10 protein-coding genes are annotated in these 13228 nt (G+C 42.7%); 6 read left to right on the top strand and 4 right to left on the bottom strand.

All coding sequences use genetic code 11. The annotated features are described in order from the left end of the window. Positions 1-15: 15 nt before the first annotated feature. Positions 16-1857: a monovalent cation:proton antiporter-2 (CPA2) family protein gene (locus tag AVJ20_RS13765; protein ID WP_111885622.1), complete on the bottom strand. Its 1842-nt coding sequence runs from the start codon at positions 1855-1857 to the stop codon at positions 16-18. A gap of 79 nt (positions 1858-1936) precedes the next feature. Next, entirely contained in the window at positions 1937-4159 is a 2223-nt protein-coding gene (locus tag AVJ20_RS13760) for a primosomal protein N' (protein WP_111885621.1), read from the bottom strand. 150 nt (positions 4160-4309) lie between these two features. Here AVJ20_RS13760 and gspF point away from each other — a divergent pair, with 150 nt between their 5' ends. From gspF to AVJ20_RS13740, 4 genes are all read left to right on the top strand, one after another. Beyond that, positions 4310-5515 (top strand): type II secretion system inner membrane protein GspF, encoded by a 1206-nt coding sequence (gspF, locus tag AVJ20_RS13755; RefSeq protein ID WP_111885620.1) that lies wholly within the window; start codon positions 4310-4312, stop codon positions 5513-5515. A gap of 57 nt (positions 5516-5572) precedes the next feature. After that, entirely contained in the window at positions 5573-5989 is a 417-nt protein-coding gene (gspG, locus tag AVJ20_RS13750) for a type II secretion system major pseudopilin GspG (RefSeq protein WP_373683025.1), read from the top strand. Between the two features lie 283 nt (positions 5990-6272). Then, the gene (locus AVJ20_RS13745) at positions 6273-6608 is read left to right on the top strand and encodes a hypothetical protein (protein WP_078189783.1); all 336 of its coding nucleotides are present in this window, start codon (positions 6273-6275) and stop codon (positions 6606-6608) included. Between the two features lie 250 nt (positions 6609-6858). Further along, complete coding sequence (locus tag AVJ20_RS13740) at positions 6859-7197, top strand: tRNA-binding protein (RefSeq protein WP_111885638.1); 339 nt, start codon at positions 6859-6861, stop codon at positions 7195-7197. Positions 7198-7281: 84 nt separating this feature from the next. Here AVJ20_RS13740 and lnt read toward each other — a convergent pair whose 3' ends face one another. Continuing rightward, entirely contained in the window at positions 7282-8841 is a 1560-nt protein-coding gene (gene lnt, locus AVJ20_RS13735; RefSeq protein ID WP_111885619.1) for an apolipoprotein N-acyltransferase, read from the bottom strand. Further along, positions 8838-9677, bottom strand: a complete 840-nt coding sequence (locus tag AVJ20_RS13730) for an HlyC/CorC family transporter (protein WP_111885618.1) — start codon at positions 9675-9677, stop codon at positions 8838-8840. Before AVJ20_RS13730 ends, lnt begins: the two co-directional genes overlap by 4 nt. Before the next feature lie 200 nt (positions 9678-9877). Between AVJ20_RS13730 and tusA the strand changes: the two genes are divergently transcribed. Next, positions 9878-10135, top strand: coding sequence for a sulfurtransferase TusA (gene tusA, locus AVJ20_RS13725; RefSeq protein WP_111885617.1), 258 nt, complete (start codon positions 9878-9880; stop codon positions 10133-10135). A gap of 133 nt (positions 10136-10268) precedes the next feature. After that, positions 10269-13016: a type VI secretion system Vgr family protein gene (locus AVJ20_RS13720; RefSeq protein WP_111885637.1), complete on the top strand. Its 2748-nt coding sequence runs from the start codon at positions 10269-10271 to the stop codon at positions 13014-13016. Positions 13017-13228 lie beyond the last annotated feature (212 nt).

Raw genomic sequence — 13228 nt, 5'->3', positions numbered from 1 at the left:
ATTGTAAAACACAAGTCATTCATTATCATCTCTTGTGACATCAATACGATGACGTTGTAAGCTGCGTTGTAAATCAACACCTGTAGGTTTTTCACGGGCTTGCGCATCGCTTTCAAACAAATGTTCCAGTTCAGCTAAAGCGTTACGATGCGTTTCATAAATCTTTTGTTCATCGGTATAGATTTGCTGCTGTTGAGTCAGCAGTTTTTCATCATAATCACGGAACAATTCGATACTTTTATATGCATCTTCATCGCTGATGCCTAAGTCGCACAGCATGTGATAGGCCATTCCTAAAGAGGATAAATAGGTTTCACGCCAAATATGCTCAATTCCTAAATCACGCAGCAAATGCACCTGATGACGGTCACGCGCGCGGACCAATAATTTTAACTGAGGGTAATTCAGACGAATATGACGCGCCACGTTCATCGAGTCTTCAATATCATCTATGGCAAGGACAAACACTTTGGCATGTTCAATGCCCGCAGCGCGTAAAATATCTGGTTGTGTGGCATCGCCATAATACAGATGACCACCATAATTACGTACGAAATCGACTTTGTCTAAGTTGCTATCAATGGCGGTAAAAGACAAATGCTGTAAATGCGCCACACGAGCAATGATTTGTCCAAAACGTCCAAAGCCCGCAATAATCACAGGATTATGTTCATCCGGAATGTCGTCATATTCGGGAATGGTTTTTGGATTAAAACGTGGCAAAATTTGTGATTGTATTAACCAATACAACATAGGGGTCAACACCATCGACAAGGTGACGATGAGGGTTAATGGCTCCAAAATGGCTTGTTGTACGACATTTTCACTTTTCGCCACACTAAAGACCACAAAGGCAAATTCACCGCCTTGAGCCAAACAGGTCGCCAGTAAAATACTGTTGCGCCATGAATTTTTGAGATAACGCGCAATCGCGGTAAGTGACGCCATTTTGATGAGCATCAGTGCCAACGCACCACCGATAATGAACCATGGCATTTCAACAAACAACGACAGTTCCGTGGTCATGCCCACGGTCATAAAGAACAGACCAAGTAAAAGCCCCTTAAATGGAGCAATACTGGCTTCGAGTTCATGGCGGAATTCCGAGTCTGCCAATAGTACGCCAGTCAAAAATGCTCCGAGTGTGGTACTGATGCCAAGTACATCCATCAACACCACGACACCCAGCACTATAAATAAGCCGACAGCGGTGATCAGTTCATGCGCGCCACTTTTCGCGACGAAGCGGAAAAAAGGTCGCATTAAGTAACGACTAAATAAAAATAAGCCTGAAAAAGTCGCAATGATTGCAGCGAAATAGGCGATTCCGTGATGTGATGATTCTGTCCCTGCGAGCAGGGGGATGACTGCAATCAGGGGAATCGCGGCCATATCTTGAAACAGCAAAATCGAAAAGGATTGTTGCCCATAGGTTGTGTTTAATTGCTGCTTCTCACTCAGCATCTGCAAGACAAAGGCAGTAGAAGAAAGAGCGAGAGCGAAACCGATAACGATACTGGCTGCAATGCCTTGTTGTAAGGCAAAAAAACTGCCTAGCGCTAAAACAAGACCGGTCAGACCGACTTGTAAACTCCCCATGCCGAAAATAGAACTACGCATACTCCATAGACGCTGTGGACGCAGTTCGAGGCCGATCAGGAACATCAGTAAGATCACGCCAAACTCAGCGAGATCTTGGATCGCTTGGGGATCACTGGCAATGTTAAAGACATCGGGGCCGAGCAAAATACCAGTGAACAGATATCCCAATACCGTTGCAATACCAAAGCGCTTGAGCAAAGGGACAAGCAATAAGGATGCGCCAAGGAAAATTGTGATCTGTAACAGTAGTGACATTTACTCGTCCTAGAGTTGTGTTTTTGGTCGAAAGTTGCAATTCAGTATGACTGATATTTTCAGACTGAATTGTACGCGTTTAACTGAGTTCCTGTGGGTCTATATCGAGGCTCAATTTCATATTTGATGGCTTGTTATGCAAGATGTTTTGCCACCAATAACGCAGATAATAATGTAAGCGCGCACGATCTGTAGACAGTAAAACCATGTGGGATTGGTAACGCCCTGCTTTGCGCTCCATCGGGGCAGGAATCGGCCCCCAAATATCAATAATTCCAGCAGAGTCCTGACGCAGCAATTGGGCATGTTGCTGTAAAAATTCAGTATTGAGTTCTTGGTTTTTTGACTCACAGCGTACCAATGCGGCATAGCGAAACGGTGGCATTTGTGCCATTTCCCGTTCTTTCATGGTTTCTTTGGCAAATTTTCGATAGTCCTCATTGACCAAGATATTCAAAAGCGGATGGTCGGGTCTTAGGGTTTGTAAAAACACATCGCCTTTACGTTCGCCACGGCCGGCACGCCCTGTGACTTGCACAATGAGTTGAGCGGTACGTTCAATGGCACGGAAGTCCACACTCAGCAGACCTGAATCGATATCTAAAATCGCCACCAAGGTGACGTAAGGGAAATGATGACCTTTGGCCAGCATTTGCGTACCAAGCAAAATAGCAGGCTCACTTTTTTGAATCTTGTCATAGATTTTTTGCCAGCTGCCGACGCGACTGGTGGAATCACGATCGACGCGTATAACGTCATGCTGCGGAAATAGCTCATTCAGGCTTTCTTCAACCTTCGCTGTGCCCATGCCCACGGACTTCAGTTCTTGGTGATTACACTGCGGGCAATGCTCTGGCATACGGTGAATGGTGCCGCAGTGATGACAATGTAAATGTTGATAAGGTGTGCGATGAACCGTGAAATTGGCATCACAGTGCGGACATTTGGCCTGCCATGCACAGCTTTCACAAATTAAAACTGGGGCATATCCTCGACGGTTTAAGAACACTAACACCTGTTCTTTTTTTTCTAGGCGCTTACGGATTTCACCAATTAATAATTGGCTAATTCCATGCTGTTTCTGTGCCACTTTTAAATCAAGGATGTGCATTTTCGGCATGACCGCGGTGCCCGCACGTTGGTTCAATTCCAGTACGGTCATTTTGCCTTGTTTCGCCAGTGCATAGCACTCGATACTAGGCGTGGCAGAACCTAAAATTACAGGGCATTGTTCCAGATGCCCACGGTAAAGTGCGACATCCCGAGCGTGATAGCGAAAGCCTTCTTGTTGTTTAAAGGACAGATCATGCTCTTCATCAATCACAATTAAACCTAGATTAGGCAGTGGCGTATAAATCGCAGAACGTGTGCCTAAGATAATTGAAGCCTTGCCCGTTTGCGCAGCTTGCCAAGCTTGCATACGTTTTGAATCGTTTAACCCCGAATGTAATAGGGCAATATTGCAATGAAAACGTGATTGGAAACGGCTGATGGTCTGTGGGGTGAGCCCAATCTCAGGAACTAAAACCAAGACCTGTTTGCCATGCTTGAGAACCTCTTGCATGATTTGTAAATAGACTTCAGTTTTACCACTGCCAGTTAAGCCATCGAGCAGGAAGGCCTGATATTTTTTACGTGCTTTTAATACGCTATCGATCGCTTTTTTTTGGTCAGGGTTTGCCGTAAGAGGCATTTGCGCCATGCTCATCGGCATCGGGCTAAAGTCTTGTTCTGCTAACACACATTCGCAGATGCCTTTTTTCTCTAAGGCTTTGAGTGTTGCTGTTTCCACACCTGACAAATTTAAAAGATTTTCACCTGTGCCTGTAGGATGTAATTTTAGTATTTTATACGCTTCTTGCTGACGCTCTGAACGTTTAATTTTGGCTTCAGCATTATGGTCGATCAGATTCCATGTCCGTGCCAGTAAATTATAGGGCTTTCCTTGGCGTAACAGCGTCGGAAGGGCACTTTGCATCACTTCACCAATCGGAAATTGGTAATACTGTGCAGACCATGTCAATAAATTTAAAACTTTCTCATCTAAAATGGCACGATCATCAAGAAGTTCGGTAATGGCCTTGAGTTTAAAGCTTGAATCGAGTGGTGCATCGGGAGCAATTTTTTCCACGATGATACCGGTCAAATTTTGCCGACCAAAAGATACAGCAACGCGTGCACCTACTTCAGCTTGTTGGTATTGCTCTTGGTTTAAGCTGTAATCGAAGCAGTCGTATAAATATACCGGAACGGCGACTCGAACGCGGTAAATAGGTGTTGCAATGCTCGCTGAATTTGCCATAAAACGTGGATAAGTTCCTGATTAAATTTCGTCGTGATCGTAAAGGAGTTGTGTTAGAGTGAGCTCATATTTTATATCTAAGAATATGAATGATTTTGATGGTCAGACGCAACTGCGCTGATAGAAATTTTGGAAAATTAGAGCATTACAATGCCTGCATATCAGTTTACTGCCATAGACGCTTCAGGGAAGCAGCAGAAGGGTGTACTTGAGGGTGATTCTGCGCGTCAAATTCGTCAACAGCTCAGAGATCAGTCACTTATTCCAGTTGCTGTCGATCCGATAGAGCAAAAAGACAAACACGCGCAGCAGCGCTTGTTTCAAAAAGGGCTGAATGCCTATGACTTGGCTTTATTGACTCGCCAACTTTCAGTTTTGGTTGCCGCTGCGATTCCATTAGAAGAAGCGATTCGTGCTGTGGGAAAACAAAACGAAAAAGCCCATGTGCAAAACCTGTTGATGTCGGTGCGTTCTAAAGTTTTGGAAGGGCATTCTTTAGCCAACGCACTACAACAAGCGGGACGCTTTCCTGAACTGTATATTGCCACGATTGCAGCAGGTGAGCGTTCAGGTCATCTTGATCTCATTCTCGACCAACTTGCCGATTACACCGAAAACCGCTTCGCCATGCAAAAAAAAGTGCAGGGTGCGATGATTTATCCCATCATCCTGATGTTAATGTCTTTCGGTATTGTGATGGGACTCATGACCTATGTGGTCCCAGATATTGTCAAAACCTTTGACCAAAGCAAAGATGCCTTGCCGTGGATAACGATTGCTTTAATGAAAGCCAGTGATTTTATTCGAATGGCCTGGCCATTTTTATTGGTCGGTAGCGTAGTCTCGATTTTTCTCTTGGTTCGATTCCTCAGAACAGCGGCGGGACATTATACCTTTGACCGATTGACCTTGAAATTACCGTTATTTTCCAAACTGTCTAAAGGCATTAATGCCGCTCGTTTTGCCAGTACCTTGTCGATTTTAACCAAGTCTGGCGTGCCATTGGTCGATGCTTTAAAAATTGGCGCAGCGGTCAGTAATAATTGGGTGATTCGAGATTCGGTCAACCTTGCGGCAGAAAAAGTAACAGAAGGTGGTAATTTAGCAACACAGCTTGAGCGAAGTGGTTATTTCCCACCGATGATGGTACAAATGATCAAAAGTGGTGAAAGTTCAGGCGAATTAGACCGGATGCTAGAACGTGCGTCGACGATGCAAGACCGAGAAGTGACGACTTTAATTTCAACTTTATTGGCGTTGCTTGAACCGCTGATGTTGGTATTTATGGCGAGCATTGTACTGGTGATCGTGATTGCTGTGATGCTGCCAATCGTGAATATGAATAATATGATTTAAGACATTCGAACAATGATGTGAACAGAGATTTGTAACATGCAAGTGAAGACAAAAAATATGAAGCAACAAGGTTTTACTTTAATTGAAGTGATGGTGGTCATTGTCATTTTAGGTGTTTTGGCTGCGCTGATTGTACCGAACGTGATGGGCCGTGGTGAAAAAGCCAAAGTTGATACCACAGCGATTACTTTAAAAAGTGTCGCTGGCTCATTAGATCAATACAAAATGGACAATGGTAAATTCCCTTCAATGCAAGACGGTGGATTAAATGCTTTGGTCACTAAACCTGAGTCTGCTAAAAACTGGTTGCCGGGTGGCTATATCAAAGGTGGCTATCCAAAAGACAGTTGGGACAATGACATCCAATATGTGATTCCTGGTTCTGAAGGCCGTCCTTATGATCTTTATTCATTTGGTGCGGATGGTCAGTCTGGCGGTGAAGAAAATGATGCCGATATTTACTATAAACACTAACTGAGAATAATTATAAATTCAGTTTTAATGGAATTAATCACTTCACTTAATAGGATGTTTCAATATTGAGTGAAGTGATAATAAATCTTAATTATAAAATTAATATTAAGTTGTTGAATTTACTTTAAATAACATAATATGAAATATGTGATATTTATAATAAGAATTATTCCCAATTTTATTGATTACAATAATCGCAAAATATGAATAAATATAGGCTTTTCATTTAAATAAAACCGCGCATAATATCTTTTATGGTACTTTTTTAGCCATGGAGGATAGTATGAAAGCATTATTATTAACGGATGAAATTAACCAATTTCATTGGTCTATGCTGAAATCTGTTCTTTTGATTTTAAGTATTCTGCCGATCAGTCAAGGCATTGTGTATTTATGGCAAAGCACTGAGGGCAGTAGCCAAATTATGGTGGGCTTCTTTGCCATGAGCTTAATGAGTTCATTACTGGCTTTAAGTTTTTGGTCTGCATTAAAAGCGACTGTGGCAAATTTAAAACAAGAACATGCATCTGCCATCGAACAAATGGTTGTTCGTCTTTATCGATATATTCCAATGGTGTCTTTAGCTGCCATGCTTTCCTATTTAGTTACGCAGTTATAACCCCAAAATTAAACCTTCAAAACTGGAGCTTGCTCCAGTTTTTTTATGTCTCGTGTTAATGAACAGTTCGTAGCGTACATCAGTGCATACTTCTACATGGTACGCGCTCTAACATAACCTTGCTTTGTCCGTTTTGACGCATCGAATGTCTGTTTCACATATGGTCAGCCTGAATGAAATTTTTATAATCTTTAGATATCAGATCTTAGATAGTTGGATGAAGTACAACAAAGAAAAGAAAGAGGGAAAAATGCAACAGATCGATTGGCAAGATTTTTTGAAAGTTGAATTACGTGTGGGGAAAATTGTGCAGGCTGAAGTCTTTGAGCAAGCACGTAAACCCGCGTACATTCTTCATGTGGATTTTGGAGAGGAACTGGGCATTAAAAAGTCCAGTGCACAAATTACACAGCTATATCAGCCGGAAAATCTAGTGGGAAAATTGGTCGTTGCCGTCGTAAATTTTCCAAAAAAACAAATTGGTCCGATCCAGTCAGAGTGTTTGGTCACAGGTTTTCATAATGCAGAGGGGCATGTTGCTCTTTGTGTGCCTGATGCAGAGATTCCCCTAGGCACCAAGTTACTTTGAAAAAGTAGGGTGAACTGGCACCCTGAAAGTTTATCAATAAAAAACCGAGTTTTGGCTCGGTTTTTTTGATCTTTTGTAGCGGAATTAACGGCGTGATTTAAAAGAAATATCAACTTTACGCGGGCGATAAATCCAACCGAGAACCAATAACAAGAATGAGAAAATCAACACAGGCCAATCACTTAAGCGTGTGTAAAGTGTCTCGCCTTGCATGGCAGGTAAATCACCACGAAGTACCGCATCTTTATCCATCGGTGCTTGTTTCACAATGTGACCATTATGATCAATAAAGGCGGTAATGCCGGTATTGGTTGCACGGATAAACCAACGGCCATTTTCTTTGGCACGCATTTGAACCATTTGTAGGTGCTGATGTGGGCTCGCTGTTCCAGTAAACCATGCATCATTGGAAATAGTCACTAGGTAGTCACTTTGACTGGCATTACGACGGGTTAAGTTGGGATAAGCCACTTCATAGCAAATCGCTGCGCCTAAATCATGACCTTTAACATTCAAAGGCTTTTGGTTGTTTGCGCCACGTGAAAAGCCACTCATCGACGGGTCATTTTGTAGGGCAGGTAGTACCCAACTTAACATCCCTGAAAGCGGAATGTATTCACCAAAGGGGACTAGACGTTGCTTCTTGTATAGACCAGAAGATTCATCACCAGTTGCCATGATGGTGTTGTAATACATAGGGTGTTGGTTTTGCTGTGATTCCGCTAAATCCCAATAGGGAATACCTGTCACCCAAGCCGTCCCTGTTTTATTGGCTTGGACTTTCATCGCATCCAGAAACGGCTCAATATCGGTTTGGAACATAGGAATGGAGGATTCCGGCCAAACAATGACATCACGCCCCCATTCGGTCCGACTTAATGACGCATATTTCATTAAGGTTTGAGCTTGGTATTCTGTTAACCATTTTAAATCTTGTGGAATATTGCCTTGAATTAAGGAAACACTCAGCGGTTTTTCATTTTTAGGCTGAACAAATTGCACTTGCCCTGCACCCCATGCACCGAGCAAAACAAGGGCAGAGGGAACAATCCAGAAGATGCGTTTACGCAGGATTTCAACCAATGCACAGGCCAATACAATGACCGCAAAAGATACCCCAAAGATCCCGAATAATGGCGCATAGCCATCGAGAAATCGTTCAGTAAAGGCATAACCTGCAAACAGCCATGGAAAACCGGTAAAGACCCAAGTTTTACTCCACTCGAAAAACACCCACAGTGGCGCAAAGGTCAGTGGTGTTTCTGGAAAGAAGTGGCGGTAGAGCCAACTCTGAACTGCGGTAAACAGCCCCATCACAATCGCCATAATGGCAATCATCAAAACACTGAGTGCTGAATTGGTATCACCATAGACATGGATTGAGGTATATAGCCAAAAAGCCCCGACAAACCATAAGCCGAAGCCATAAGCTAGACCAATGAAAAACGATTGTTTAGGTGCACGTTGACTTAGGCAGGCATACAACAGGGCTGGAGATAAAATTGCCAACCACCAATAATGATAAGGTGCCAGCGAGAAGCTGAAGATGGCACCTGAAAATAATGCAATCAGCAAAGGATAGATGAAAGGTAGCTGTTTTTTTTGTTGTGAGTGGTTTAGCAGCTTATCAAAGTAGGTTCTCATTTATGGACAGCTCGGATCAGATGAATGGTACGTGCATCTGCCTCCAAAATGGTAAACTCCCAGTTTTCAAGTTCAATCACTTGACCTTGTAAATCACTGACCAAGCCCATTTCTTGTAGCAGTAAGCCGCCCACAGTTTCTACTTCATCATCTGAAAAATCAGCATCTAAAAGATTGTTAAAGTGTTCAATTGGTGTAAGTGCTTGAACCAACCATGTATTTGCACTTAGTGGATCTTCATCTGGAATGATAAATTGAGCTTCTTCATCGACTTTGTCGTGTTCGTCTTCAATTTCACCCACAATTTCTTCAAGAATGTCCTCTAAAGTGACTAAGCCTGAAGTTGTGCCATATTCATCAATCACTACAGCGATATGGGTTTGGGTATTTTTCAACATACGTAAAACTTGGTCAGAACGCGCGCTCTCGGGTACAAATAAGGGTTGACGCATTAATGCACGAATATCGACTTTGGTGGTCGGTTCTGTCAAAAATGGCAACAAATCTTTGGCCAACAAAATACCGACAACATTGTCTGGCTGGTCTGAGGAAAAGACTGGGAAACGTGAGTGTGCAGATTCAACAAGTACATGCAAAATATCTAATAGCTCATCATCTTCTTGTAAGCTGATCATCGCAGTACGGGGGGTCATGACCTCGCGGATTTTAGTTGCAGGTAAGTCGAGTACCCCTTCGAGCATGGCAACTGTATCGGGTTCTAAGAAGCGACGTGAATCTTGTACTAATTTCAACAGTTCGTCACGGGTTTCTGGTGCAGTGCCCAGCCATTTACGTAAGCCGCGCATGCCCCACGACGGGCCGGATTCCTCTTGCATGATCTTTCCTAAAGACTCTTAATATCTAATAAATGATGATTTTATCATACCGTAGAAAATACAGTTGTCTATTGTTAATGTTGATCTAGATGATGAGCGATCAAGTCATTTTAAGACGCTATCGTTTGCATTTTTCAAGCTAACATTCGGTCGTCAGGATTATGCTAAAATAGCCCTAGATTTTAATACTGAGTTTTCTAATGTCTGAGCCTTCTGTATCCCCATCAATTCAATTAAACACCCGTGGCTTACGTTGCCCTGAGCCTGTGATGATGTTGCATCAAGCCATTCGTAAATCAAAATCGGGCGATATTGTTGAGGTTTTTGCAACAGATAATTCGACCTCTTGGGATATTCCGAAATTTTGTATGCATTTAGGTCATGAGCTTTTGCTTCAAGAAGAACGTCTTGATGAAAATGGAAATAAAGAATTTCATTATTTGGTTCAGAAAGGTTAATTTAAGAGATTGTAAAAAATAATAATTATTAAGATGTTACATTTTTATTAATAAAATAGGCTGGTCAAGTCTGATGGCTAGCCTATATCATTCGCAGCATAATTATACAAAGTTTAAAAAACAGACTTTTAAAATGTTAAATTCGATTGCTCTTATACTTGAAAAATTAGGCTTATCCGCCCAAAAACGTGCCATTCATGTGCAATTTTCCAACCCTGCGTTGAATGATGAGCTTTTTATTCAACGTATTGATGGGGAGCATGTCTTAAACCAAGGCGTGCAAGCGACTTTGATTTGCCTATCTACTAATGCCCTTATTCCGCTAAAACAATTTATTGGCGCACAAGTTGCCGTTGATCAAGTAACCGATCAGGGCGAACTCTTCCGCACCACGGGTATTATTACCGAAGCCACCCAAGGGCAGAGTGACGGTTCACTCACGCTGTATAAACTCACTTTAGAAGATGCAACATCGCTGTGGCATAAGCGCCGCAACAGCCGTGTGTTTATGAACAAATCGGTGCGTGATGTCAGTGAGACTCTTTTTAAAGAATGGCAAAGCAAAAGTCCGCTCTTTGCTGCCAGTCTAATGCTTGATTTAAGCGGTTTAAGTCAGAACTATGATGTTCGGCCCTTCATCATGCAGTCGAATGAAAGCGATTATGACTTTTTAACGCGACTTTGGCGCAGTGAGGGTATCAATTGGCTCATCGATGAAGCACAGCTGAAAGTGTCACATTCCTCAGCGCCAATTGAAAAACAAAAACTCCGCCTGATTGATGACAATAGCCAATATCAAGCACTCAGCCGTCGTAGTATCCGCTTTCATCGCTCTAGCGCCACAGAAAAACAAGACAGCATCACCAGCTTGATCGGTGAGCGTAGCATTCAACCGACTGCGGTCCATGTGCAGCGCTGGCAAGCCGATGGACTTAGTCAAGAAGAAGGCGCAGGTTCAGTTCAAAGCAAACATCAGCATAGCCAAAGCCAAGACAATGCCAGCTTAAGTTTGGAACAAGCATGGCATATCAGCCCTGCATGGATGCAAGACTTAAAAGGCGAAGACCAAGCTACCGCTTCATCCAATAGCCAAATTGAAAAACTGAATCAAAACCTAACGCGCTACCACGAGCTGCAATCTAAAAAATTCAATGCACAATCGACCGTGCGTGATACACAAGTGGGTTATTGGTTTGAATTGAATGAACACCCAGAAATTGATCAACACAGTGGTGCAGACAAACAATTTTTAATCACAGAAAAGAAATTCTATAACCAAAATAACTTACCCAAAGATCTCATTGAACAGGTCAATCAACTGATTGAACAAAGCCAGTGGAACATTAAACCGATCCATGAACAGGCCGAGCGTCAGGCCAATCAGCTCACATTGCAACGCCGCAATATTGCGACGGTTCCTGAATATAACCCACTCGAACACCGTCCAAGCACGCATCCGCAACGGGCTAAAGTTGTCGGGCCAAGTGGTGAAGAAATACATGTCGATGAATGGGGGCGTATCAAAGTCCGCTTCTTATTTACCCGTGGTGATGACCACAGCCATGATGGTGGTGCAGGCAGTAATGACAATGATATGGATTCTGCATGGGTCGATGTACTGACTCCATGGGCAGGTGAAGGCTATGGCGCACGCTTCTTACCGCGCATTAATGAAATCGTGGTCATCGATTTCTTTGACGGCAATATCGACCGACCATTTGTGGTGGGGCGCATCCATGAAGCACAGCGCAGTCCAACCCAATTTGATAGTAAAGGCAAACTGCCAGACACCAAAAAATTGGCTGGAATAAAAAGTAAGGAAGTACAAGGGGAAGGCTTTGGACAACTGCGCTTTGATGACACCACAGGACAAATTTCGACACAATTACAAAGTACCCATGGTGCCACCCAGCTCAACCTCGGTAACCTCAGTCATCCCAAAAAAACCGCAGCAAGTGCAGGACGAGGGGAAGGCTTTGAACTGAGAACCGACCAATGGGGCGCAGTACGAGCAGGACAAGGGCTACTTGTCAGCACACACCCACAACAACAAGCAGCAGCAATGCACCTCGACGCACAAGCTGCAAAAGATCAAATCGAAGCCAACTTAAACAGCAGTAAAGCCTTAAGTGAAGTGGCGAAAAACCAGCAAACTGACCCGCTTGAAGTCTTAGATAATCTGAAAAACTTCCTTGGCCAAATCGAAAAAGGCAGTAAAGAAAAAGCTGATGCCTTTAAACAAGCCTTAATGATTTTATCTGCACCAAACTCCATTGCTGTGAGTAGTCAGGAAGATATTCATCTTTCAGCGGATGGGCAGATCAGCCAAAGTGCAGGCGATAGCATCAACCTCAGTAGCCAAAAATCCTTGATTGCCCATGCACAAAACAAGATCAGTCTATTTGCAGCACAAGAAGGCTTAAGAGCTTATGCTGGTAAAGGCAAAGTTGAAATCCAAGCGCAAGGAGATGGGGCGGATCTGATTGCACGAAAGGGTATTCAAATTATTTCCACTGAAGATACAGTCGAAATTAAAGCGAGCAAAAAAATCGTGCTAACTGCTGGTGGTAGCCAGATTGAAATTAGTAGTGCGGGTGTATTACCGACAACTAGCGGTAAGTTTGAAGTGAAGGCAGGGCAGCATAAGTTTGTGGGAGGGGAGAGAGTTGATATTTCTAACTTCCCATTCATGCCTGATAGTTCAAGATATAATGCACAATTTAAATTTACTGATGATAATGGTCAGCCATATAAAAATGTAGGTTATCTGGCAAAGTTTAAAAATGGGCGAACAAAAAAAGGTAGAACAAATAAAGAAGGCTACACTGAAATTTTTTACACAGAGTCCGCAGAAGATATTAAAGTCTTTTTAGAAATTTAATTTACTTAGTAGCTTTTATAAATTAAATTTAATTTTTTATGTTTGAAAGAGGTATCTATTAGATCTCTTTCATAAATCAAAAAACGATCTTCTTTTTGGTTAATATTTGCACTCCGGATTTCTTAGCATTCGTGCATAATCTGCGGATGAAATACATCGATTCAAACAAGCTTTCTGATCCTCAGTTCAAGCGATACACAGGCATCTCATGA

This window comes from Acinetobacter sp. CFCC 11171 (assembly GCF_003268405.1).
GTDB classification, from domain to species: Bacteria; Pseudomonadota; Gammaproteobacteria; order Pseudomonadales; family Moraxellaceae; genus Acinetobacter; species Acinetobacter amyesii.
Note: the sequence above shows the minus strand (reverse complement) of the source record. Positions and strands in the feature narration are given on the sequence as shown.